A 23682-nucleotide genomic window follows, 5' to 3' on the forward strand; every position below is an offset into this window, starting at 1 on the left:
CCGGCGGGGGGTCGTCCAAGCGTTCCTGCCGCCCAAGGCCGAGCCGTAATGCGGCTGGCCGATGGCGATCCCGGCATTGCCGTCAGGAGGCCGGACACCTATGCAGAGCCGTTCGATGAGGACTTGGACGTCGTGGCCATGGCACTGGATGCCGCCGTCCCAAGATGGCTTGTGCCCAAAGCGCATGCTGTTGGGCACAGGAAAGGCCCCGGCTTCCTTGTAGACACAGGGAAGCCGGGGCCTTATCCGTGAGCGGATGGTAAGAGATTTGAACTCTTGGTACGGGGTTACCGCACACTGGTTTTCAAGACCAGCTCCTTAGGCCGCTCGGACAACCATCCAGACCCAAAAAGTATACGCCAGCCCGGCGACGCTGCCGGACCGCCACGCCCCGGCAGTCACAAACGGGAACCCGAATTCATCGGGGGTTGCCAACAGTTGGCCCGGGAATGCGTTTGCGTACGAATGAATGCCTTCGGGTGCGGCGTTGTCCGCGTCCGTGGGCCAGCCCAAGCCTGGAAGTCCCCGCCCTGCTGGCTGCCGGTGGTGCGGCGGCGGTGTCGGCCCCGCACTGTTCCCACGGGTGGGAACGTGGCCGCTGCGGGACGTCCCGCCCCGCGTGCCAACTGCCGACAGGGTTGGGAGCGTCCTGTTGTCCACATCCCCGCCCGGTAGGCACCAAAGCGTCGGTGGCGGGGCGGATGATTGAGGCATGGACACACCCATCCAGCCATCCGAGGCACCCGCCGGGCGGGATCCTGCCCGCAATGCCGGTGGACTGCGGAGGATCGCGGTCCCGTTTGTGGTCGCCCCGCCGGCCGGGGTGCGGATCCGCACCCGGCTGCGCCCCACCGACACCGAGGCAGCAGCGCTCACCACGATCGGCGAACACCTGGGGCACCTGTACCGCACCGACCTGGCCGGCCGCGTGGCCCTGGGCCGGGTCCCTGCAGCCCAGCGGGGCCGCACCGAACGCAAGCGGAACCTCACCGCCGTATCGTCTTCCCGGTGGGCGGGTGCCATCACCCGGGCCGCCGAGGACCAATACCAGCTAGGCATGCGCGCGCTGGTGGCGGAGGTCTCGCACCTGCGGGCCGCCACCGCGGCCCTGCACCGCCGGATTGCGGTGCCTGTCGGCCGGAAGGACGGGAAGAATCGCGGCTACCGGAGCGAGTCGGAGCGGTTCCAGAAAACCCGCCGTCTGGCCCAGCTGCAGGAAAGCCTTGAGACGGCACAGGAATCCCTGGCCGCGGGCCGCCCCTCGATCACGCTGGGCGGCAAGCGACTCTGGAAGACCCGCAACCACCTCGGCGAAGCCGGCCTCACCCGGGTGCAGTGGGAGGAACGGTGGGCCGCCTCCCGGATGTTCCTGACCGCCGACGGGGAATCCGGGTGTCTCGGCGGCAACCAGACCATCCGGCTCGATGCGGCCGGAACCCTGGCTGTGAAGGTCCCGGCCTCGCTGGTCCCGGAGCTGGGTGAGCGCCTGGTGCTGTCGGTCCCGGTAGCTTTCAATCACCGCGGCGAGGAGTGGGCCGACCGGGTGGAGGCACGCCGGCGCATCCGTTACGACGTCACCTACAACCCCCACAACGGGCGCTGGTACCTGGATGCATCCTGGTCATATGGCGATACCCCGGCCCCGGGACTAGCGGTGCTGCAAGCGGGCGGGGTGGTGGGCGTGGATTTGAATGCCGACCACCTGGCCGCCTGCCGGCTGGATGCATCCGGCAACCCGGTCGGGACACCGATCAGCATCCCGCTGGAGTTGGCGGGCCTTCCTGCTGGCACGCGGGACGGGCGGCTGCGGTCGGCAATCACCACCCTGCTGGATTTTGCCCGGGACACCGGTGCCGCAGCGATCGCCATCGAAAACCTTGACTTCCAGGACGCCCACAGCACAGGCCGCGAAAAGATGGGCCGAGGTGCCCGTGGCAAGCGTTTCCGGCGCACCGTGCACGGGATCCCGACCGGGAAATTCGGGGAGCGGCTGGTGGGGATGGCCGCCAGCCGGGGGCTGTCCGTGATTGCGGCGGACCCGGCGTACACCTCGCGGTGGGGCGGCCAGCACTGGCAGAGGCCCCTCCAAGCAGCTTCCGGTGGGACGGTGACGCGGCACCATGCCGCATCCGTGGCCATCGGCAGGCGCGCCCTCGGATGCAGGATTAGGCGACGGGAGGACGGTCCCCGCACTCGACAGTGGACGGGTGCGGGCCAACCCAGTCCCAGGCCCAATCAAGCATCCAAGGGTGCGGCCACCGGCACAGGCCCAGTTCGCCCGGCGGCCACGAACCGCCCGGGCCCGTCGGGAACCGGCCGGCGGCAGGCTCCCAAGACCGTCCGGGGAGCAAGTGCGTTGCTTAAACGCATTTAAAAAGGAACGGTTAGAGTGACCCCAACGAGACAGGACGCGGGCGCCGGGACCCTGAAACACGGGCCTCCGTGCCATGCCCGCGTGCGAAGCCAACAAAGTCGGGAGACGACCATGACGATGATGCGTGCCATCGAATACCGCGGTGCCGGCGGCCCGGAGGTTCTCACCGAGGTCGACCGGCCCATGCCGGTCCCCGGGCCCGGGGAGGTGCTGATCAAGGTGGCGGCCTTCGGACTGAACCGTGCCGACGTGCAGCAGCGCCGGGGCGTCTACCCGCCTCCGCCCGGGGCCAGCGACATTCCCGGGCTCGAGGTTTCGGGAACCGTCGAGGCACTGGGGGAGGGCACCGAGGGACCGGCGGTGGGCCAGCGGGTCTGTGCCCTGCTGGCCGGCGGCGGCTACGCCCAGTACGTGGCGGTTGCCGCGGGGCAGGTCCTTTCGGTTCCCGAGACCGTGGACCTGGTTGATGCCGCGGGCTTCATGGAAGTCGCCTGCACCGTGGTGTCCAACCTGTTTCTGGAAGCCGGGCTGGCCCGCGGCGACACCGTGCTGCTGCACGGCGGCGCCGGAGGCATCGGGTCCATGGCCATCCAATTGGCCGTGGCCGCCGGGGCCAAGGTCCTGGTGACCGCCTCCAGCGCGGAAAAGATCGCCCACTGCCTGGCGCTTGGTGCTTCCGCGGGCATCAACTACCGCGAAGAGGACTTTGCCGCGCGCACCAGGGAGCTCACCGACGGTGCCGGGGCGGACGTGATCCTTGACGTCGTGGGTGCGAAGTACCTGGAGGCCAATGTGCGTGCGCTGGCCAAGGACGGGACCTTGGTGGTCATCGGCCTGCAGGGCGGCGCCAAGGCCGAGCTGAACCTCGGGGTGTTGATGGCCAAGCGCGCCCGGGTCGTGGGCACCACGCTGCGCGCCCGGCCGCTGGAACAAAAGGCGGAGATCGTCGCGGCGGTGAAGGACCACGCCCTGCCGATGCTGGCCGATGGACGGCTTGCCCTGTCCATCGACCGCCGCTTCCCCTTCACCCAGGCCCGTTCGGCGCATGAATACTTCGATTCGGGGAACCACACGGGGAAAATCATCGTAAAGATCTGATTCTGTTTTTCCCAAGGACTACGGTGGATGACATGGGGTGGTGTCGCGGACCACAAGCATCCGCGGCACGTGCCCACAGGACCACTCGCATCGTCCGATCCATCAGTCACTTGAGAGGAAAACATGAGCACGTCTCAACCTTCTGCTCCCGAGCTTCCCCCGGCAGGTGTGGATCCGCAGGTCGCGGATGCCGAGGAACGCAAATGGACGCCGGCCAAGATCGCCCTGTGGGTGGCGATTTCGCTGCTCGGCGGCGTCGCCTGGGCCATCCTCGCGTTCTCCCGCGGGGAAACCATCAACGCGATCTGGTTCGTCTTCGCCGCGGTGTGCACCTACCTGGTGGCCTACCGCTTCTACTCCAAGTTCATCGAGCGCAAGATCGCCAAGCCCAATGACTTCAGGGCGACCCCGGCCGAATACAACAACAACGGCCGCGACTTCATGCCGACCGACCGCCGCGTGCTCTTCGGGCACCACTTTGCCGCGATCGCCGGTGCCGGGCCGCTGGTCGGCCCGATTCTTGCCGCGCAGATGGGCTACCTTCCGGGCACCATCTGGATCATCATCGGCGTGGTGCTGGCCGGTGCCGTCCAGGACTACCTGGTCATGTTCTTCTCGATGCGCCGGGGAGGGCGCTCGCTGGGACAGATGGCCCGTGAGGAACTCGGCGTCATCGGCGGCACCGCCGCACTGATCGCGACCCTGGCCATCATGGTCATCATCGTTGCCATCCTGGCCCTGGTCGTGGTCAACGCACTGGGCGAATCCGCCTGGGGCGTCTACTCGGTCGGCCTGACCATCCCGATCGCCCTGTTCATGGGCGTCTACCTGCGCTTCATCCGCCCGGGCAAGGTCCTGGAGATCTCCGTGATCGGCTTTGCACTGCTGATGTTCGCCATCATCTCCGGACGCTGGGTTGCCGAATCCGCATGGGGTGCCGAGCTCTTCCACATGGACCGCACCACCCTGGCCTGGTTCATCATCATCTACGGCTTCATCGCCGCGGTGCTTCCGGTGTGGCTGCTGCTGGCCCCGCGCGACTACCTCTCCACGTTCATGAAGATCGGTGTCATCGGCCTGCTGGCCATCGCGATCCTCGTGGTGCGCCCGGAAATCAGCGTTCCGGCGATCTCCGAGTTCGCGGGCTCCGACAAGGGCCCCGTGGTTGCCGGGCACCTCTTCCCGTTCCTGTTTGTCACCATCGCCTGTGGCGCCCTGTCCGGGTTCCACGCACTGATAGCCTCGGGCACCACCCCGAAGATGGTGGAAAAGGAACGCCAAACCCGTTTCCTGGGCTACGGCGGCATGCTCATGGAGTCCTTCGTGGCCATCATGGCGCTGGTTGCGGCGATCTCCATCGACCGCGGCATCTACTTCGCGATGAACTCCTCCGCGGCCGCCACCGGCGGCACCGTGGAGGGTGCCGTGGCGTTCGTGAACTCGCTGGGCCTGACCGGTGTGAACCTGACCCCGAGCATGCTCACCGACCTGGCCGCGGGCGTGGGCGAGGAATCGGTGGTCTCGCGCACCGGCGGCGCCCCGACCCTGGCCGTGGGCATCGCGCACATCATGCACCAGTGGTTCGGCGGCGTGAACCTGATGGGCTTCTGGTACCACTTCGCGATCATGTTCGAGGCATTGTTCATCCTCACCGCGGTGGATGCCGGCACGCGCGTGGCCCGCTTCATGCTGCAGGACACCATCGGCAACTTCATCCCCAGGTTCAAGGACACCTCGTGGCGTCCCGGTGCCTGGGCGTGCACCGCCATCATGGTCGCGGCCTGGGGATACATCCTGATCCTGGGCGTCACCGACCCGCTGGGCGGAATCAACACCTTCTTCCCGCTCTTCGGCATCGCCAACCAGCTGCTGGCCGCCATCGCGCTGGCCGTGGTCATGGCCATCGTGGCCAAGCGCGGGAACTTCAGGTACCTGTGGATCGTGGTGCTGCCGCTGGCCTTCGCCACCGTGGTCACCGTGTACGCCTCGTTCCTGAAGATCTTCTCCACGGTCCCGGCCGTGGGCTACTTCGCCCAGCACAACGCCCACAAGGGCGCCCTCGAACGCGGGGAAACCAGCTTCGGTTCCGCCAAGAACGTCGAGGCCATGGAGGCCGTGGTGCGCAACACCGGCGTGCAGGGATGGCTCTCGGTGATCTTCCTGGTGCTCTCGGTGATCGTGATCATCGCGGCAATCATCGCCACCATCCGGGCCTACCCCAACGGCGGCGGCAAGAACACCGAGGACCCGGAAATCCCCTCAATGATCTATGCCCCGAGCGGACTGGTTTCCTCTCCGGCAGAGAAGGAACTGGAGAAGGCCTGGAAGCAGGTTGCCCCGGAACACCGGACCGCACGAGGAGGACACTGAGCATGGACACCGCAGGGGCAACCCCGCAGGGTGCCGGAACCTCCGTGTTGGTGCGCGGCCTGTGCGCCGTCGGCAACGCGGCCCGCGGCCTCGGACGCTACCTGGAGGGGGTGCTGGGAGCGGACAAATACCGGGTCTACCTGGAACACCAGGCCCGCACGCATCCGGGCGTAGAGCCCATGGGCGAGCGCGAATTCTGGCGCGACTACACCGACTGGCAGGAGAAAAACCCGCAAGGCCGGTGCTGCTGATCCCCCAGGGGGTCGCACCGCTTGATGAAGGCCAAGGGCCGGTGGACCACAGGTCCGCCGGTCCTTGGCGTGTGACGTGCCCGGAACCACCGGCGAAATCTTCCAGTCGGGCGCAGGGATCACATGGCAAGATGGAGCCATGAGCGAGCACAGTGAACAGATCCCCGATCCCCACGCCGCATCCAACGCTTCCGAGCCCGACGACGCCACGTGGGCGAACCTGGCGGCGGCCGCGGCCGGAACCCGCCCCAGCGCCCAGCCGGCGGGCCCCGCGGCCAGTCCCGGCGAACCCGGCGCGGAGGGCAAGCACGCCCCGGGCAAGGACGCGGTGCAGGTGGTTAGCATCGGGGAGCCGGCCAAGCTCATGCGCATCGGCGGGATGATCAAGCAGCTGCTCGACGAGGTGCGCTCGGCGCCGCTGGACGCCGAAGCCCGCGCCCGCATGGCCGACATCCACGAACGCTCCGTCCACGAACTGGAGAGCGGACTGTCCCCGGAGCTCGCCGAGGAACTGCACCGCATCCGGCTGCCCTTCGCCGACGGGGAGACCCCCTCGGCCGCGGAGCTGCGCGTTGCCCAGGCCCAGCTGGTGGGCTGGCTCGAGGGCGTCTTCCACGGGCTGCAGGCCGCGATGGCCGCCCAGCAACTGGCCAACCAGCAGCTGGCCCAGCGCATGTCCATGCGCCAGCTTCCCCCGGGCACGCGGGTGGCCCCGGGCATCATCATCAACGAGCAGGGCGAACCCGAACGCATGGGCGCACCGGGCCAGGGCACCGGACCGGGCCCGCAGTCACCCACCCAGGGCCAGGGCACCGAGGGCGACGGCGGTTTTGGGCAATACCTCTAGACTGGATTTGCACGAGGGAACAACTCCCGCGGCATTAACGAAGGCACACACTTAGATGGGTTTGTTCTCCGCAGCGCGCAGCGCACGCCGCGACAACAAGGAACTCGGCGACGGGGTGTGGCGCCGGGCCTACGACAGGTTCGGGCGCTCACTTGACCGGGTGCACCAGATCCTCGAAGGCATCGAGGACGACGACCTGAACAATGCGCTGATCCTGATTGCCAATCACCTGGCCGACCTGCAGTCCCGGGTGCGCACGGTGTGCGTGGCCGCCCAGGCCCAATGCCCCAGCGACGGCCAGAACATCCCCAACGAACTCCACGAGGTGCATCGGCTGCTGTCCAAGGCCGCCAACGACCTGGCCACCACCGCGCAGGTCGCCGCCATGTCGCGCATGGATGGCGAGCGCTGGGGCTACGAATCCGCGGGATTGGAGAACGTTGCGATGCGCGCGGACCTGGTCGCCGACGGCATTGCCGCCGCCGAGGCCGAGTTGGCCCGGCACTAACCGGGGCAGCACGGCGCTACGTGGCCACCGCCCGGAACAAGAGAACCTCCCCGGAGTATTCCCCGCAGGTTGCGTTCCTTCTGGTGGGGATTCCTGTGAAATCGGCCGTGGGTGTGTCCCCGGTGTCCAGGTTGAACGGCGAGTCGTCTCCCTCGCCGATCATGCCGCCGCGTGGCATGATCCGCTACACGGTGTCGTGGCAGGCCGCATGCACGGCGGCGAAACGTTCCTCGGCGCTTGGCACCGGCCGCGGCAGTGTCATCATTCCCTCCATACTGCACCTATGTCCGCAGGTGGGCGGACTGTTACACGCGTGGTGGAAATTCCCGGTTTCGCCCACCGCTGATCGCTTGGGGCCGGTGCCCGGCCACACCATGTCCGGTGGCAGGATGGAAAACATGACCAACCTTGTATCCCCAGAACTCTCATTCCATGACGGCAACTCCATTCCGCAGCTCGGCTACGGGGTGTGGAAGGTTGAGGACGACGTCGCAACCGACGTGGTCGTCCAGGCCTTCGCCGCCGGATACCGCCACATCGACACCGCCCGCATCTACGGCAACGAGGAGGGCGTGGGACGCGCCATCGCCGCCACCGACGTGCCGCGCGAGGACATGTTCATCACCACCAAGGTCTGGAACGCGGACCAGGGCTACGAATCGACGCTGTCGGCCTTCGATGCGTCCATGGAGCGTCTGGGCCTGGAATACCTCGACCTGTACCTGATCCACTGGCTGCAGCCCAAGCAGGGCAAGTACGTGGACACCTGGAAGGCCCTGATCGAGCTGCAGAAGTCCGGACGCGTGAAATCCATCGGCGTTTGCAACTTCACCGTCGAGGCGCTCGCCGAGCTCGAGGAAGCCACCGGGGTGCTGCCGGTGATCAACCAGGTCGAAACCCACCCGTACTTCCCGCAGACCGAGCTGCGCGAGTTCGAAGCCTCCAAGGGGATCCTGCACCAGTCGTGGTCCCCGCTGGGCCAGGGCAGCGAGCTGCTGGCCGACCCGGCACTGGTGGCCATCGCCGAAAAGCACAACGCCACCGTCGCGCAGGTCGTCATCGCCTGGCACCTGGCGCTGGGCAACGTGGTGATCCCGAAGTCGGTGACCCCCTCGCGCATCGTGGAGAACCACGCAGGCCTGGGCGTGACGCTGGATGAGTCGGACATCGCCGCGATCAACGCGCTGGACAAGGGCGCCGCCGGCCGCATTGCCGCCGACCCGGCCGTCAGCGACTTCGCCTGATCCATGATTCCGGCCCCTTCGGGGCCCGAGCACGACCAACGCCGGTGGCCGTGGAGTTCCCCCAAGGAATTCCACGGCCACCGGCCGTTTGGGCGGGGACCGGCTCAGTCCAGGATTGCCCAGGGGCAGGTGGAGCGGTCGTCGGTGGCGAGCAATCCGGCTGCCCAGTCGTCGCGCAATTGGCCGCGCAGCGCCGCACCCAGGCGCGCGGTGCCCTCGAACCGGAAGCCCAGCTTCTGGGCGACGCGGGCCGAACCGAGGTTCCCCGCGTACGCGTTCCAGCCGACCCGCGCCAGGCCGAGCCCCTCGGGCACGGGGGCGAAGGCGAAATCCAGCACGGCATTGCAGGCCTCGGTCAGTAAGCCCCGGCCGCGGAAGTCCGGTGCCATCCAGTAGCCCAGGTCGGCGGAGCCGTTGGCGACCCGGTAGAGGCCCACGACCCCGGCCAGGGTGCCCGCCGAGCGAATCGTCCAGGTGTGCTCGGTGCCCTCGGCCCACGTCGTATCGGTGTGCGAGGTGACGTACACCAGGGCGTGTTCGCGCAAATAGGGCACCGGAATCGGCACCCAGTTCTGGATCTCGGGATCCTGACAGGCGGCAAAAACCGCCTCGGCATCATCGGGTCCGGGCGGAACCAGCTCCAAGTTCGCGGTGGCCAGCGAGAGTTTTTCCATGGAAAAAGACTAGCCGTCCACGATGGTGAAGAAGGCGCGTTGCCAGGCCCACGTGGCCTCCGCGCTCCTGTTCAACCCGGTGTCCCACGGGGTGTAGAGCCGAAACCCGCGTTTTCCGGGTTTGCCGCCGGTGGCCAGGATGCCGTGGTTGGCCAGATCCGTGGCCGTGAAGGTGAAATACCCGTATCCGTAGGGCACGGAGGCCGCAATGATGAAATTCTCGGCCTCGTCGGCGAGCGAGTACGGCCGCGTGGCACCGTTCCCGTCGCGTTTCCACAGGGTCGTGAAGAGGCCCGCCTTCGTGGGCGTCACCTTGGCCGAGCGGAATACCGTCAGGGTGCCTGCCCCAACGGCTCCCGCCATCACGAAGCTGCAGCCGGCGTAGGCGCGCGCCTCCGGGTTTGGATCGGGGACATGGTCCGAAATGCGACCGGCCTCCAGAAAACCGCTGTTTTCCAGGAATCGCGCAAACTCGGGAACGTAGTCTTCGGGATCGGGCGTCGCAGGTGGCATGAGGGGTTTCTCCTGGGGCCGCGGGTGTCGTGGGCGCCGTGGTCGTTAACGCTCAAGGGCCCGCCACCTGGTGGTGACGGGCCCTCGAACCAAAAAACGAGCCCCCTGCCAGAATCGAACTGGCGACCTTTTCATTACGAGTGAAACGCTCTACCAACTGAGCTAAGGAGGCACCGTGGTGCGCAAGCACCACAAGTGAACACTTTATAGGAGTCTATCGGCAGCGGTCAAAACGGCCCGACGCCGATCCTGGCTCAGCAGCGCAATCCGTCGGCCGGAACCGTGCCGTCAAGGAAATAGGATTCCACGGCGTTGGAGATGCAGCCGTTGGACCGGCCGTAGGCGGTGTGCCCGTGGCCCTCGAAGGTCACCAACGAGGCGGACTCGAGTTGCTCGGCCAGCGACTGGCTCCAGGCATACGGGGTGGCGGGGTCCCCGGTGGTGCCAATGACCATGATGGGGGCCGCGCCCTTGGCGGTCAGCTCTCCGGGCTTGCCGGTGGCCGGGTATTTCCAGTCCTGGCAGCCGACCGGGCCGTAGGCCAGGTACTTGCCGATGGTGGGGGCGGCCTCCGCCAGTGCCTCGGCCTCGGCACGCATGGCCGGGATGCCGGCATCCATGGGGTAGTCGAGGCAGTTGATGGCGGTGAAGGCGGCGGTCCCGTTGCCGGTGTAGCTGCCATCCGACTCGCGCCCGGCGCTCAGGTCGGCGAAGTACAAGATGTCATCGACGTTCCCGGCAATCGCGTTGCGCAGTCCCTCGGTGAGCATGGGCCATGTGGAATTGTCGTAGAGCGGGATGATGAAGCCGTTGACGAAGTCGATGATCGGGACGCGGCGACCGTCGCTGGAGACCATCGGGTTGGCCTCGACGGAATCGAAGAGCTCCCGCAGCTGGCCCAGGGCGTCCTCGAGCTCGCCGGTGAACGGGCAGTCCCCGGAATCCAGGCAGTCCTGCATGTAGGCGCGGATCTCGTGCTCGAATCCGACGGCCTGGCCCATGGTGATTTCGTTGTTGTCCAGCGTGGGGTCCAGGGCCCCGTCCAGCACCAGGCGGCCGACGTTCTGCGGGAAGAGCTGGGCGTAGTGGGCACCCAACGAGGTGCCGTAGGAGTAGCCCAGGTAGTTCAGTTGCTTGTCCCCGAGCGCCGCGCGCATCACGTCCATGTCGCGGGCCGCGGAAACGGTGTCCACGAAGCCCAGGGCCTGGCCGGTGCGCTCGGCGCAGAGCGCGGCATACCCGGCGCTGGCCTTGCGCATGGCTGCCAGGCCCTCATCGGTGGTGGCGTCGAATTGCTCCGCGCGGCTGGCGTCCTGCTCCTCGGGGTTCTCGCATTTCACCGGGGTGGAGGAGCCGACCCCGCGCGGGTCGAAGCCGATGACGTCGAAGCCGCGCTGCAGCTTCTGTCCGAACATCGTCGGGACCGCGTCGCGGACGATTTCGAGCCCGGAGGCGCCGGGCCCGCCGGGGTTCACCAGCAGGGAACCTGCGGCGTTCTTGGCGCCGGGGCGCTTGTTCAGCGCCAGGGTCATGGTGTCTCCGCCCGGGTTCGCATAGTCCATCGGAACGCTCAGCTCGGTGCATTGCAGCACCCCGCCGCAGGACTTCCAGTCCAGTTCTTGCGCGTAGAACTTCTCCAGGCCGGCCGGGACCGCGTCCACCGGCGCACCGGCGGAAGGCTGGGCTGCCGGCGCGGTGGCCGGCGCGGGCGCCGGTGCCTCGACGGTGGCCATGGAGCAGGCGCCCAGCAGCAGGGCCAACGACCCCAGGACGGCAATCAGGGACAGGCGGCGGGGTGCTCTCATGCAGGCTTCGGGCTCCTTGGTGGCGGATCTGGGATCTCGGGGCGGGACAGGTGGGTAAAGACGAAGACGACGCTACTTGGCCGGGCGCAACGCAACCATCATGGCCTCCATGGCCAGCAACGGGGCCACGTTGGCGCCGATGCGCGCGCGGGCCTCTGCGATCGCGTCGATCTTCGCCACCGTGGCCTCGGGCCGCGACGCGTTGGCGTAGGCGTGCAGGTTGTCGCTGAGGTACTCGTTGACCAGCTCGGTGCCGCTCTTGAGCTGCAGCAGCAGCACGTCGCGGAAGAACGTGGTCAGGTCGATCAGCGAGCGGTCCAGCGCATCATGGGTGGAGCGCCGGGCGCGGCGCTTGGCGTTTTCCTCCAGGGCCTTGAACTGGCTGCGTTGCTGGGCCGGGATGGGCGAATCGGCATCCATGCCCAGCGCGGTGCGCAGCGCCGCGGCTTCGCTCTCGGCACGTTCGGTGGACGAGGCGGTGGCTTCTGCGGTGGACAGTTCCACCAGCTCGGCCGCGGCCATGACGGCGTCGGAGACCGAGCGGATGCGCAGCGGCATGCGCACGGTCCGGTCCCGGCGGCGGCGGGCCTCCTCGTCGCGGGCCAGCCGGCGGGCAATGCCGATGTGCGACTGGGACACCCGGGCGGCGAAGTCGGCCTGTTCGGCGGTGAGCCCGTCGCGGCGCACCAGCAGCTCAGCGACCGCCTGGCGGGTGGGCACCGCCAGGGAGACCGAGCGGCAGCGCGAGCGGATGGTCACCAAGACGTCGGCCGGGGACGGGGCACAGAGGATCCAGATGGTGTGCGGGGGCGGCTCCTCGATGGACTTGAGCAGCACGTTGGTGGTGCGCTCGGTCATCCGGTCCGCATCCTCCACGATGATCACCCGCCAGGGCGCGGTGGAGGGCCGGTCCTGGGCCTTGGTGATCAGTGTCCGGACGTCCTCGATCTGGTAGTTGACCTTCTCGGTGGCGATCAGCGCGACATCGGGGTGCGTTCCGGCCAGCACCGTCACGCAGGCCTTGCATTGCCCGCAGCCGCGCTGCGCCGGATCGGGCAGCTGGCATTGCAGGGCCGCGGCGAAGGCGCGGGCCGCGTTCGAGCGCCCGGAGCCCGGGGGACCGGTGAACAGCCATGCGTGCGCCGGGTTGCCCTCGGCGACCGCGCGGCGCAGCGCGGTGATGGCCTTGTCCTGCCCCGGCAAGTCGTCCCAGACGTCCATGGCTAGGCTTCGTTCCCGTCCAACAGGCCCCGCACGGCGGCGGAAATGGCGGAGGCCAGCGAGGAAACCCCGGTGGCGGCATCCAGCACCAGGTAGCGGTCCGGTTCGCGGGCCGCGAAGCGCACGAAGGCGTCGCGGATCCGGGAGTGGAACTCGTCGGGCTCGGATTCCAGGCGGTCCTCGACCACCGGGGCTCCGTCGGCACCGGTGGTGCGCCGGGAGCGCCCGTCGGCCGGCGCCACATCCAGCAGCACCGTCAGATCCGGGACCAGTCCGCCGGTGGCAAAGTCGTTGATGGAGCGCACCGCATCCTCGCCGAGCTCCCGGCCGACGCCCTGGTAGGCCAGGGAGGAATCGACGTACCTGTCGCAGACGACCATGGTGCCCGATTCAAGGGCCGGGCGGATGACCTGCTCGACGTGGGCAGCGCGGGCAGCGGCATACATCAGCGCCTCGGTGCGTGCATCGACGGTGCCCTGCCCGTGGTCGAGGACCAGGGAGCGCAGCTTCTCGCCGATCTGCGTGCCGCCGGGCTCGCGCGTGTGCAGCACCGTGTGGCCGGACGCGCGCAGGGCGTCGGCCAGCAGGGCGGCCTGGGTGGACTTTCCGGCACCGTCACCGCCCTCGAAGACGATGAAGCGGCCGGCGATCTCGGGATTCAGCTGCGTGTCACTCACGGCCACTAGCCTATCTGCCCCGGGCACCGGGTTCCCCATCGGCGAACCCGCACGGTGCGCGTCACCAAGCCGGGAATCGGAAGGGCCAGGGAGTAACCTGAAAAACATGACTCGCCCCGCTTCCGCGCCGTGGGCCCCGGACACCGTCGTGGTGGCCGCCGGACGCCCGCCGCACGCCATTGACCAGCCCGTGAACCCGCCCATCGTGCTTTCCTCGACCTTCCACTCGCTGGGGGCTCCGGGAGCCGGGGAGAAGGTCTACGGCCGCTTCACCAACCCGACCTGGGACCCGTTGGAGGAGACCATCGCCACCCTCGAAGGGTGCGAGCTGCCGGCGCTGGCCTATGCCTCGGGCATGGCCGCGGTGGCCGCGGCGCTTTCGCTGCTGCCGGTCGGCGGCACCATCGTGATCCCGGCCCACGCCTACAACGGCTCGCTCTCCCTGGTCGCCGAGCTGCAGGGGACCCTGGGGCTCACGGTGCGCCACGTGGACCTGGCCGACACCGAGGCCGCGATCGCCGCCCTTGCCGGGGCCGACATGGCCTGGCTGGAATCGCCCACCAACCCGATGCTGGAGGTCGCCGACCTGCCGGTGCTGCTGGCTGCCGCCCGCACCGCGGGCGTGCTGACCGTGGTGGACAACACCTTCTCCACCCCGCTGCGCCAGCGTCCGCTGGCGAAGGGCGCCGACGTGGTGGTGCATTCGGCCACCAAGTACATGGGCGGCCACTCGGATGTGGTCCTGGGTGCCGTGGTGACCGGAAACCCGGAGCTGCGCACCCGCCTGCACACCATGCGGACCCTGCACGGGGCAATCCCCGGGCCCTTCGAGGCCTGGCTGACACTGCGCGGCATCCGCACCATGGCCCTGCGCCTGGACCGGGCCGAGGCCAACGCGATGGAGCTGGCCGTGCGCCTGTCCTCCCACCCGGCGGTGGCCAGGGTGCGCTACCCGGGGCTGCCGACCGATCCCGGGCACCAGCGGGCCGCGGCGCAGCTTGACGGGTTCGGGGCGATCCTGTGCCTCGAGGTCGAAGGCGGCGCGGACGCGGCCGACGCCATGCTCGCACGGCTGGAATTGTGGACCCCGGCAACCTCGCTGGGCGGGGTCGAGTCACTGGCCGAGCGGCGCCGGCGCCACCAGGGGGAACCGGATACGGTCCCGGAGAACCTGGTGCGCCTGAGTGTCGGAATCGAAAACATCGAGGACTTGCACGCCGACCTCGTCGCCGCGCTGGGTGTTGGCGGCTAAGCTGATTCCCATGGTCTACGCGCACTTGTTTGAGTACTATCTCCTGTTTGCCCTTGGCATCGTTGCCGCGGTGCTGGCCCTGGTGGCGCTCATTGACGCCGTGCGGCACCCGGCCGCCAACTACCAGCGCGAAAACAAGCGCTCCAAGCCGTTCTGGATGGGCATGACCGCCGCCGCAACCCTGGTCTGCGTGCTCTCGGTGCTCTCCGGCGGCGGCGGCGGGATCTTCCAGCTCATCGGCGCCTGCATCGCCTGCGTGTACCTGGCGGACGTCAAGCCGGCGGTGTCCGGCAAGGGCGGCTACTACAACTACTGAGCATTCGGCGGGTTCCGCACCCGCCGCACCGGTGCCTCGAACGCGGCCGGCACGCCCCTCGCGGGAGCATGCCGGCCGCGTTTCCCGGTTTCGGGTGCTCGCGGCTAGCGCGGCGTGTCCGCATCCAGCTCGATGGCCTCGACCCGTTCCCCGGGCCCGGCCAGCAGCAGCACCCGTGCGGCCTCCAGGCCTTCCAGTGCCGGCAGCACCGCCTCGAGGGCCGGGGTGGCGCCGTCCGCACGCGGCAGCACCGTGACCACGGCGCCGGTGTGCGCCGCGATGGCCGTGGCCAGGTCCCGGGCGTTGGCTCCGGCGACCAGCAGCACCTCCCCGATGGCCGGTGCCTGTTCCCTGGCGGGCGCCGGGGCCGCGGCACGGTCGTGCCGCCACAGCGCGAAGTGGTACCCGGCCACCAGCCCGGTGGCCACCAGCAGGCCCAGGGGCGCGCGGACGCGTTCGAGCAGGCCCGTGCCGCCGGCGTCCCCGAGCATGAACTCGAAGAGCCGGAAGCCGATCACCAGCAGCGTGACCAGGGCGACCACGGCGCTGATCCCGAAGACCAGCACCAGGTAGATCCGCCGGCCGTGCGGTTCCGCCGGACGGGTCGGACGCCAGGCGAACCACCACAGCGGCCCTCCGATGGCCAGGGAGCTCAGGCCCGCCAGCAGCAGCACCGTGGCGTCGGTGCCGCCCAGCCGCGTGGTGCCCGTGGCCAGGGCGGCATTGATGACGACCCCGATCCCCGAGGCGGCGGCGGCCAGGGCGATCCCGGAGACCGCCAGCTGCGCCGCGGCCGGGACCGGCTCGGGCCGGGCCCGCGCGATCCGGGCGTGGTACAGCCAGGACAGCGTGCCAAGCAGCGCGGCGGCCAGCGCCTCGGGCGCCGGTTCCAGGATCGCCGGCACCGGGTCGGTGCGATCCAGGCCTAGGCGAAGCAGCACGTAGAGCAGCACCCCGGCCCCGCCCAGGGCCAGGAGCGCGGACCCGGCGACTCCGATCGCCACCAGCCCCACGCCGGCCAGCTTGGTGTGCAGCCCGCGGGCGCCCTCGCGAACCCAGTGCCACCACCAGATCAGGATGCCCCCGGCGGCCCACACCATCAGGCCGAGCCCGGGTCGCCACCACGAAACCCCGACGGCGGCCAGTTCCCCGTCGGTCCCCAACGCACGCTCGAAGAGCACGGCCAGCGCGTTGGTGCCGGCGCCCAGGCCGATCGCCAGGCCCAGGACGGTGCCCAGCACGAGCGGGACCTTCGCCAATGCCTCCGGGCCCCGGCCGCGGTGCCCCAGGATCCACCGGTGCCACACCCAGACCCCCGCCCAGGCCAGGGCCTGGGCCAGGGAGGACTTCCAGGAACCGGAGTCCCCGCCGGCCAGTGAGGCCAGGGCGCCGATGCCGAAGCTGGTCGCGGTCACCAGGGAGGTCATGTACATGGCCGAGACGTAGATGCCCCAGGCCGTGGCGCGGCGTTCGGCCGGATCCGCCAGCATGCGCCAGGAGGCCCAGAACACCACGGCACCCAGCGGCCCGCCAACCAGGGTCAGGGCCAGCCAAAGCGCCAGCGACGAGGAATCATTGAACGCGATCGTCTCGGACGCGGTGAACAACCTGTCCAGCAGCCCGCCGACGCCGGAGGCGGTCAGGGACACCAGGGTGAAGAGGAGGGCAAAGAGGATGATGCGGCGCAGCGTGCCCAGGGCGGGGGCGCTGGGGCGGCTGGTCGCCGCGGCGGGGGCGCTCATGGCCCGACTTCCGTGTCCTGGCAGGTGAGCAGGGGCCACGGGGCGTTGGAGATCAGCCACTTGCCACCGACGAGGGACAGGCCGAAGGATTCCTCGCTGGCGTATTCGGGGCTGGAGAAGGGGCCGCCGACGTTGGTGTAGGAAATGGAAACCGCGACATCGGCGGTGGTCTCGCGCTGGGTCGTGGAGATGAGCGCAACGCGGATGTTCCGCTCCGGGGCGATGGACTCGAATCCCTTGCAGCGGGTGTCCACCCCGGGCTCGAGGAAGCGTGCGGCGGCGGCTTCGTCCCCGCCGATGACGGCGGTGACATAGCCCTGCACCACCCCGGCCGGGGTGGAGGCATCCAGCGGTTTCGGTGTTCCCCGGGTGAGCACGACGACAACGGAGACGAGCACGAGTGCGGCGATCACGCTCAGCAGCACCAGAAGTGGTCTCCCGGGCCGCCCAATATCTTTGGCCATGGGTCAAGTATGGGGCCACGGGCGGTGAATTGCATCCCCGCTGGGGAGCGTGAAATCCGGGGCTGGCTAGTTGAGTTCCGCCAAGGCCAGGGCGCCGGTGCGCGGGGCCACGGCCTCCCACTTCACGGTCAGCTCGCCCAGCCGCCAGCGCGAGGCCGAGTCGCAGATCGGCCAGCCGTTCTCGCGCAGGGCCCGGCACATGGCCACGAAGCGCTGTTTGTTGCCGAAGGAGGCCAGCGGTGCGGCGGAAAGCCATGCGGCATCGGCCGCGGCGAGGAATTCGTGGATGCGTTCGCCGTGGATGTTGCGGTGGATCAGTGCCTTGGGAAGGCGCTCGGCGACATCGGAGGGGCGGGTGAAGGCGCCGAAGCGCAGGGAGATGCTCAGGGTTTGCGGACCGTTTTTCGTCACGGCGACCCAGGAGCTGCGCCGGCCGATCTCATCGCAGGTGCCCTCGATGAGCACGCCGTTCTCGGTCAGCCGCCCGGCCATGGTTTTCCAGATGCCGGGCACGTCTGCCTCGTCGTATTGCCGCAGCACGTTGAAGGCGCGGATCACGGTGGCCTGCGTGGGAATGGGGATCTCGAAGCCGCCCAGCAGGAAATCGAGCCCCTCCAGGTGCAGGGCGGTGCCGCGTGCCACGCGTTCGGGTTCGATCTCGATGCCTACCACTTGGGCCAACGGGGACACGGAGCGCACGCGGTCGAAGAATTCGACGGCCGTGGCAGGGGACGCCCCGTAGCCCAGGTCCACCGCAATGGGCGGGGCCCCGGTGGTTCCGGGGCGCAGGCGCCAGGCCTGGGGCCCGGTCATCCAGCGGTCCACGCGGCGCATGCGGTTGGGATTGGTGGTCCCACGGGTCGTATTGCCCAGCGGGCGACCGGTCAGCGACCGTCCGCCGAGCCGAGTCGCTTTCTGAACCATTGGCTTAAGCGTAAAGTGCCCGGCGCCGCGACCCGCGCGTGTCACGGAATAAAGTAAGGCACTTCACGCGTCCTAGAATGGGTTCCATGACTTACACCCTGATCCTGCTGCGCCACGGGCAAAGCGAGTGGAACGAAAAGAACCTGTTCACCGGTTGGTACGACGTCACGCTCACCGAGCAGGGCCGTGCCGAGGCAACCCGCGGCGGTAAGCTGCTCACCGAGGCCGGACTGGCCCCGGCGGTGCTGCACACCTCGCTGCTCAAGCGCGCCATCATCACCGCCAACCTGGCCCTGGAGTCCGCGGACCTGTCGTGGATCCCGGTCAAGCGCAGCTGGCGCCTGAACGAGCGCCACTACGGCGCCCTGCAGGGCAAGGACAAGGCCCAGACCCTGGCCGAATACGGCGAGGAGCAGTTCATGGAATGGCGCCGGTCCTACGACACCCCGCCGCCGGCCCTGGCCGACGATTCGGAATTCAGCCAGATCAACGATCCGCGCTACGCCAACCTGGGCGACGACGCACCGCGCACCGAGTGCCTCAAGGACGTGCTGGTGCGGATGCTTCCGTACTGGGAGGATGAGATCAAGCCGGACCTGGCCGCGCACAAGACCGTTTTGGTCACCGCGCACGGCAATTCGCTGCGCGCCCTGGTCAAGCACCTGGACGGCATCAGCGACGAGGACATCGCCGGTCTCAACATCCCCACCGGGATCCCGCTGGTGTACGAATTGAACGAGGACTTCACCCCGGTCACCCGTGGCGGGCAGTACCTGGATGCCGACGCGGCGGCCGACGCCATCAAGGCCGTGGCCAACCAGGGCCGCTAGGGCCCAAGCACGCGATTCCCCTCCGAGGGGGGATTTTCGGGGCCGTGTTCCCTGCCCTGACGGGCGGGGGGCACGGCCCCGATCCGTTGGGTGGAAGGTGCGTTTTTGGCGGTTTGCGGGGCCCGCAAGCAAGGTCGTCCACTGTGTCCGGCGCCATGCGGATGCGGCGGAGGCAGGTGCCCTGAATGTGTGTCTGATCACAAAATGTGCGCGACGGGCTTAAAAAGAAGAATTGGCACTTGCGCACACGGGTTCATGCTGTACTGTGTCGTCTCGACGTACCCCTGAATCACGTAAGGATTGCATTTCGTGGCAACTGATTATGACGAGGTCCGGCCAGACGTAGCCGAGGCCCGTAAGGCCTCCCTTGAAGCGGTCAAGTCCGCAAACGCTCCCGACGCACGCAGCGTGTCCCGAGACCTGGACGAGGAAGACACCTCTGACGGTGTCGAGCTGGCGGGTGCCGACCTGTCGAACGAGGAACTGACGGTCACCGTCGTTCCGCAGAAGGAAGACGAGTTCCTTTGTGGCTCGTGCTTCCTGATCCGCCACCGCACGCTGCTGGCGCGCGAGGCAAATGGCGTGGCATACTGCCGCGACTGCGAAGGCTAAAGAAGCCAACGCCCACCAAGCTCTGCCGCTGCACTTTTTCGCGCAACGGCGCCCGCCCGTCGATGGCCAATGGTCCTCGGTGCCGAGGGTGCCCGCGTGCGGGATGGTTGTGGCGGTTTGGCGTTTAAGCGCACAATGCACACCACAAAAAACGCGCCGGCCCGGCCCCGTGGGGGCGATCCCGGCGCGTTTTTCGCGTCTTGAAGGCTAGAAGCCGGTGATGTCCGGATCCCATTCCCCGGTGACCAGGTAGGAGACCTTGCGTGCCACCGAGACACCGTGGTCGCCGAAGCGCTCCAGATAGCGGCTGGTCAAGGTGACATCGGCGGTCATCGGCCCGGAGTGGTTCCATTCGGGGGCGGCGACGGCCTTGAAGATCGAGACATGCAATTCATCGATCTTGGTGTTCAGCTCGATGATTTCCCGGGCCACGGCCAGATCGCGGCTGTCCAGCAACTCCCCGACCTTCTTCGCGATCGCGATGTCCAGCTCGGCCATGGCCTTGAAGGTGGGGGCGATGGACTCGGGGACCACCTGCTGCGGGAAGCGCAGGCGGGCCAACTGGGCCACGTGGCGGGCCAAATCGCCCATGCGCTCCAGCGAGGCGCTCATGCGCAGGGACCCGACGATCATGCGCAGGTCCGAGGCCACCGGGCCCTGGAGGGCAAGCACGTCGATGGCGCGCTCATCGAGCTGGTTCTGCAGGAAATCGATCTTCGCGTCCTCGCCGATGACTTCCTGGGCCAACTCGATGTCCGCATTCGCAAACGACTCATAGGCCCGTTCCATGGCCGAGGCCACCAAACGAGACATCTCGATGAGTTCTTCTCCGATTTGCTGCAGATCGGCCTGGAAAACCTTACGCACGCGGGCGTCCTTTCACTACGGTGGGGCACCGCGTCCGGCACGGACGACGGAACTGTTCATGTCCATTGTTACAGCACCGGGTGAACCCTCCGGGGGAACGAGGTGAACGTTTGGTGAATGAGTCGCCGATCTCCCCGCTTTGGCACGGGTCGGGCTTCGAACCCCGGCTAGGCTAGGAGGCGTGAATGATGTCTTGCTATCGGTGGTTGCGGGCCTCGTCGGGTTGGCCCTGGGCATTGTGGGCATCATGGCGTACCGCGGCTCCATGCGCTCCCGCGGCGGGCTGCCCGTGGTCGGCGAACCAACGCTGCCCGAAGGTTCCGCCGAAGTCCTCTCGGTCATTGGCCGCGCCTTCGTGATCCTCGACGAGGTCGACGGGGTGGTGCGCGCCAACCCCGCCTCCTATGCCTACGGACTGGTGCGCGGGCACACGCTGATCCATGAGGATCTGCGCGCCCTGGCACGCAAGGTCCGCGCCGACGGAGTGATTGCCGAGCGCGAATTCGAGCTGCAGCGCGGCACCATGGGTGCCACCAGCATGTTCGTGCACGTCCGGGTCGCCCCGCTGGGCGAGGAATACATCCTGCTGCTGGCCGACGACCGCACCGAGATCACCCGCACCGCCGCGGTCCGCAACGACTTCGTCGCCAACGTCTCCCACGAGCTGAAGACCCCCGTCGGGGCGATCTCGCTGCTGGCCGAGGCCATCGACGGCGCCGCCGACGACGAGGTTGCCGTGCGCCGCTTCACCACCCGGCTGCACAAGGAATCGGCCCGGCTGGCCGCATTGGTCCAGGACATCATCGAACTCTCCCGCCTGCAGGGCACCGACGTGGTACAGGCCGGCGAATCCATCGACCTCAACGAGGTGCTCGCCGAGGCGGTGGACCGCAACAAGCTGCCGGCCGAGGAAAAGCGCATCAAGATCTCCGTGGGCGGCACCGTGGAACAGGCGGTTTTCGGCGACCGCGACCTGCTGATGACCGCCCTGCGCAACCTCATCGACAATGCGATCCGCTACTCCCCGGAAGACACGACCGTGGGCGTGGGGCTGCGGGCGCGCGACGGATTGATCCAGATCTCCGTCACCGACCAGGGCCCGGGCATCGCCCCGGACGAGCAGGAACGGATCTTTGAACGTTTTTACCGCATCGACGCGGCACGCTCCCGACACACCGGGGGCACCGGGCTGGGGCTGAGCATCGTCAAGCACGTGGTGGCCAACCACGGCGGCGAAATCACCCTGTGGTCGCAGCCCGGACAGGGCTCGACCTTCACGGTGCGCCTGCCGATGATCGAGGAATCCGGCGAACAAGACAACTCGCTTCCCTCGCGGAACGATCACACACAACACGGTGCGCGCCCTTCGGATGCGCTGCCGGAAGGAGGCCGGGGATGACCCGTATTTTGCTGGTTGAGGACGAGGAGTCGCTTTCCGACCCGTTGACGTACCTGCTGGAAAAGGAGGGCTTCGAGGTTCGCGTGGCCGAGAACGGCCTGGATGCCGTCACCGAGTTCGAGCGCCACGGCGCCGACCTGGTGCTGCTTGACCTGATGCTTCCGGGCCAGCCCGGCACCGAGGTGTTTCGCCAGATCCGCGTCACCTCCCAGGTGCCGGTGATCATGCTGACCGCCAAGGACTCGGAAATCGACAAGGTGGTCGGCCTGGAGCTGGGTGCCGACGATTACGTCACCAAGCCGTACTCCTCCCGGGAACTGGTGGCCCGCATCCGCGCGGTGCTGCGGCGCCAGGGCGAGGGCGACGAGCTGGTATCCAACATCGTGGCCGCGGGCCCGGTGCGCATGGACGTGGAGCGCCACGTCGTCTCGGTGCGCAGTTCGGAGGTGCCGATGCCGCTGAAGGAGTTCGAACTGCTGGAAATGCTGCTGCGCAACGCCGGCCGGGTACTGACCCGCGGGCAGCTGATCGACCGGGTCTGGGGATCGGACTACGTGGGGGACACCAAGACCCTGGACGTGCACGTGAAGCGGCTGCGGACAAAGATCGAGCCGGAGCCGGCTGCCCCGGTGCACCTGGTCACGGTGCGCGGGCTGGGCTACAAGTTCGAGGCCTAACCGGCCGGTGTGACGGTCCCCGTCTTGGCGCTGCCAAACCGGGGTTCGTCGCATGCTTCGCCCGGGCATCTGGGGCCAACGACGGTTAACGGCAAAAGCGATGGGCCCGGAGGAATCCTCCGGGCCCATCGCTTTTGAATCTTGAATTCCACCGTCGGCGCCGTGGCGCCCGCGCTGCCTAGTGTTCGGCTGGCTTCGGGGACGGGGTCAAGTGGTTGAGAACGCTCGGGTCGAATCCGCCCGGAACGTACTGGCGGTATTCCTCGAGGGTGCCGTCGATCACCGGGACACCGGCCTCAACGGAGTTCGGTCCAACAACCAGTGTTGCCTTGGCGTGGGCTCCGGGGGCCACTCCGGTGGAAGGCAGGAGCTTTTCGTTCTCCGTCTTTTCCAGCTGGACGGCGCTCTTGGCGGGGACCGCAATGGTGACCGAGCCGGTCGACAGCTTCAGTTCCAGGGACAGGGCGGTGTCGGTGTTGTTGACCAGGGAGCCAAGTACGCGGGCCTCGTCGGTGGCGCTCTTGGTGACGAGCATCAGGTTGCGGACATCAAGTTCGCCGACATTGAGCACGATTCCATCGGATGCGGCGTACTGGAACGTCGTCGCTTGTTCGTTGATGGCGCCACAGCTTGTAACACCAAGGGTCAACATGGCCAGTGCGGCTGCTGCAACGACGCGGCGTCCACGGTTCTTCTGTGCGGTCATCACGGCACAAACTCCTCAATCAGGTTCGAGTTCGGGTGAGCTCGTGGGCACACGGGTTGCACCCGAGGGAGCCACTCTCGTCCCCTAGCCTAATGGGTTTTGTCCCGAATGTATGATTCGGCCCCCGGCGTAAGTGTCATCAATGCGCTGATCAAGGCACTGAACCGACCCGAAATGACCGCTTGACATAGCACTAGATCGGCCGCTTGGGAAGGGCCAAAACCGCGCCATTGCTAGGGAGTAGGGGAGGGTCCCGAATCGTTTTGACCAATTATCGTGATAAACTGGTTAACGGGAAAGGGGTTTATCCA

At 68.0% G+C, this 23682-nt stretch carries 24 protein-coding genes and 2 tRNA genes; 13 read left to right on the forward strand and 13 right to left on the reverse strand.

What is annotated here, in order from left to right; translation table 11 throughout:
• Positions 1-253: 253 nt before the first annotated feature.
• Positions 254-341 (reverse strand) — tRNA-Ser (locus tag J2T21_RS17600).
• Between the two features lie 371 nt (positions 342-712).
• Between J2T21_RS17600 and J2T21_RS17605 the strand changes: the two genes are divergently transcribed.
• From J2T21_RS17605 to J2T21_RS17630, 6 genes are all read left to right on the forward strand, one after another.
• Complete coding sequence (locus J2T21_RS17605; protein ID WP_307583175.1) at positions 713-2374, forward strand: hypothetical protein; 1662 nt, start codon at positions 713-715, stop codon at positions 2372-2374.
• A 120-nt stretch (positions 2375-2494) separates the two neighbouring features.
• On the forward strand, positions 2495-3472 hold the full coding sequence (locus J2T21_RS17610) for an NAD(P)H-quinone oxidoreductase (RefSeq protein WP_307583225.1): 978 nt from the start codon (positions 2495-2497) through the stop codon (positions 3470-3472).
• Positions 3473-3595: 123 nt separating this feature from the next.
• Positions 3596-5842, forward strand: coding sequence for a carbon starvation CstA family protein (locus J2T21_RS17615; RefSeq protein ID WP_307583177.1), 2247 nt, complete (start codon positions 3596-3598; stop codon positions 5840-5842).
• Between the two features lie 2 nt (positions 5843-5844).
• Positions 5845-6093, forward strand: coding sequence for a YbdD/YjiX family protein (locus J2T21_RS17620; RefSeq protein ID WP_307583179.1), 249 nt, complete (start codon positions 5845-5847; stop codon positions 6091-6093).
• Between the two features lie 139 nt (positions 6094-6232).
• Positions 6233-6940, forward strand: a complete 708-nt coding sequence (locus J2T21_RS17625; RefSeq protein ID WP_307583181.1) for a proteasome activator — start codon at positions 6233-6235, stop codon at positions 6938-6940.
• A 55-nt stretch (positions 6941-6995) separates the two neighbouring features.
• Positions 6996-7448 (forward strand): hypothetical protein, encoded by a 453-nt coding sequence (locus J2T21_RS17630; protein WP_307583183.1) that lies wholly within the window; start codon positions 6996-6998, stop codon positions 7446-7448.
• A 16-nt stretch (positions 7449-7464) separates the two neighbouring features.
• On the opposite strand, the gene J2T21_RS17635 is transcribed toward J2T21_RS17630, so the two are convergent.
• Positions 7465-7626, reverse strand: a complete 162-nt coding sequence (locus tag J2T21_RS17635; RefSeq protein WP_307583185.1) for a hypothetical protein — start codon at positions 7624-7626, stop codon at positions 7465-7467.
• Positions 7627-7846: 220 nt separating this feature from the next.
• On the opposite strand from J2T21_RS17635, the gene J2T21_RS17640 reads away from it, so the two are divergent.
• On the forward strand, positions 7847-8692 hold the full coding sequence (locus tag J2T21_RS17640) for an aldo/keto reductase (protein WP_307583187.1): 846 nt from the start codon (positions 7847-7849) through the stop codon (positions 8690-8692).
• Between the two features lie 104 nt (positions 8693-8796).
• On the opposite strand, the gene J2T21_RS17645 is transcribed toward J2T21_RS17640, so the two are convergent.
• The 6 genes from J2T21_RS17645 to tmk all read right to left on the reverse strand — a co-directional run bounded on the left by J2T21_RS17645 (position 8797) and on the right by tmk (position 13567).
• The gene (locus J2T21_RS17645; RefSeq protein ID WP_307583189.1) at positions 8797-9366 is read right to left on the reverse strand and encodes a GNAT family N-acetyltransferase; all 570 of its coding nucleotides are present in this window, start codon (positions 9364-9366) and stop codon (positions 8797-8799) included.
• Between the two features lie 9 nt (positions 9367-9375).
• Positions 9376-9879 carry a MepB family protein gene (locus tag J2T21_RS17650; RefSeq protein ID WP_307583191.1) on the reverse strand — a complete coding sequence of 168 codons (504 nt, stop codon included), beginning with the start codon at positions 9877-9879 and terminating at the stop codon, positions 9376-9378.
• Between the two features lie 99 nt (positions 9880-9978).
• Positions 9979-10051, reverse strand: a tRNA-Thr gene (locus tag J2T21_RS17655).
• Between the two features lie 82 nt (positions 10052-10133).
• Positions 10134-11684 carry an alpha/beta hydrolase gene (locus tag J2T21_RS17660; RefSeq protein WP_307583193.1) on the reverse strand — a complete coding sequence of 517 codons (1551 nt, stop codon included), beginning with the start codon at positions 11682-11684 and terminating at the stop codon, positions 10134-10136.
• 72 nt (positions 11685-11756) lie between these two features.
• Positions 11757-12905, reverse strand: coding sequence for a DNA polymerase III subunit delta' (locus tag J2T21_RS17665; protein WP_307583195.1), 1149 nt, complete (start codon positions 12903-12905; stop codon positions 11757-11759).
• Between the two features lie 2 nt (positions 12906-12907).
• Positions 12908-13567: a dTMP kinase gene (tmk, locus tag J2T21_RS17670; protein ID WP_307583227.1), complete on the reverse strand. Its 660-nt coding sequence runs from the start codon at positions 13565-13567 to the stop codon at positions 12908-12910.
• A 121-nt stretch (positions 13568-13688) separates the two neighbouring features.
• Between tmk and J2T21_RS17675 the strand changes: the two genes are divergently transcribed.
• Both J2T21_RS17675 and J2T21_RS17680 read left to right on the forward strand, forming a co-directional pair.
• Positions 13689-14834, forward strand: coding sequence for a trans-sulfuration enzyme family protein (locus J2T21_RS17675; RefSeq protein WP_307583197.1), 1146 nt, complete (start codon positions 13689-13691; stop codon positions 14832-14834).
• 10 nt (positions 14835-14844) lie between these two features.
• Positions 14845-15150, forward strand: coding sequence for a DUF2516 family protein (locus J2T21_RS17680; RefSeq protein WP_307583199.1), 306 nt, complete (start codon positions 14845-14847; stop codon positions 15148-15150).
• A 104-nt stretch (positions 15151-15254) separates the two neighbouring features.
• Here the strand turns inward: J2T21_RS17680 and J2T21_RS17685 are convergent, their stop codons facing one another.
• The 3 genes from J2T21_RS17685 to J2T21_RS17695 all read right to left on the reverse strand — a co-directional run bounded on the left by J2T21_RS17685 (position 15255) and on the right by J2T21_RS17695 (position 18280).
• Positions 15255-16892, reverse strand: coding sequence for a DUF5671 domain-containing protein (locus J2T21_RS17685; RefSeq protein ID WP_307583200.1), 1638 nt, complete (start codon positions 16890-16892; stop codon positions 15255-15257).
• Positions 16889-17356, reverse strand: coding sequence for a hypothetical protein (locus tag J2T21_RS17690; RefSeq protein WP_307583202.1), 468 nt, complete (start codon positions 17354-17356; stop codon positions 16889-16891). The genes J2T21_RS17685 and J2T21_RS17690 overlap by 4 nt, the downstream gene beginning before the upstream one ends.
• A gap of 66 nt (positions 17357-17422) precedes the next feature.
• Positions 17423-18280 carry a class I SAM-dependent methyltransferase gene (locus J2T21_RS17695; RefSeq protein ID WP_307583204.1) on the reverse strand — a complete coding sequence of 286 codons (858 nt, stop codon included), beginning with the start codon at positions 18278-18280 and terminating at the stop codon, positions 17423-17425.
• Between the two features lie 86 nt (positions 18281-18366).
• Here J2T21_RS17695 and J2T21_RS17700 point away from each other — a divergent pair, with 86 nt between their 5' ends.
• Together J2T21_RS17700 and J2T21_RS17705 are read left to right on the forward strand one after the other, a co-directional pair.
• Entirely contained in the window at positions 18367-19110 is a 744-nt protein-coding gene (locus J2T21_RS17700) for a phosphoglyceromutase (protein WP_307583206.1), read from the forward strand.
• A gap of 309 nt (positions 19111-19419) precedes the next feature.
• Positions 19420-19722 carry a DUF4193 domain-containing protein gene (locus tag J2T21_RS17705; protein WP_071214863.1) on the forward strand — a complete coding sequence of 101 codons (303 nt, stop codon included), beginning with the start codon at positions 19420-19422 and terminating at the stop codon, positions 19720-19722.
• Positions 19723-19929: 207 nt separating this feature from the next.
• Here the strand turns inward: J2T21_RS17705 and phoU are convergent, their stop codons facing one another.
• Entirely contained in the window at positions 19930-20589 is a 660-nt protein-coding gene (gene phoU, locus J2T21_RS17710; RefSeq protein ID WP_307583208.1) for a phosphate signaling complex protein PhoU, read from the reverse strand.
• A 181-nt stretch (positions 20590-20770) separates the two neighbouring features.
• On the opposite strand from phoU, the gene J2T21_RS17715 reads away from it, so the two are divergent.
• Together J2T21_RS17715 and J2T21_RS17720 are read left to right on the forward strand one after the other, a co-directional pair.
• Positions 20771-21988 (forward strand): sensor histidine kinase, encoded by a 1218-nt coding sequence (locus tag J2T21_RS17715; RefSeq protein ID WP_307583210.1) that lies wholly within the window; start codon positions 20771-20773, stop codon positions 21986-21988.
• Complete coding sequence (locus tag J2T21_RS17720) at positions 21985-22665, forward strand: response regulator transcription factor (protein WP_307583212.1); 681 nt, start codon at positions 21985-21987, stop codon at positions 22663-22665. The genes J2T21_RS17715 and J2T21_RS17720 overlap by 4 nt, the downstream gene beginning before the upstream one ends.
• 178 nt (positions 22666-22843) lie before the next feature.
• Here the strand turns inward: J2T21_RS17720 and J2T21_RS17725 are convergent, their stop codons facing one another.
• On the reverse strand, positions 22844-23371 hold the full coding sequence (locus J2T21_RS17725; RefSeq protein ID WP_307583213.1) for a hypothetical protein: 528 nt from the start codon (positions 23369-23371) through the stop codon (positions 22844-22846).
• Between the last annotated feature and the right edge of the window lie 311 nt (positions 23372-23682).

Source organism: Paeniglutamicibacter psychrophenolicus (assembly GCF_030812255.1).
GTDB lineage: Bacteria > Actinomycetota > Actinomycetes > Actinomycetales > Micrococcaceae > Paeniglutamicibacter > Paeniglutamicibacter psychrophenolicus_A.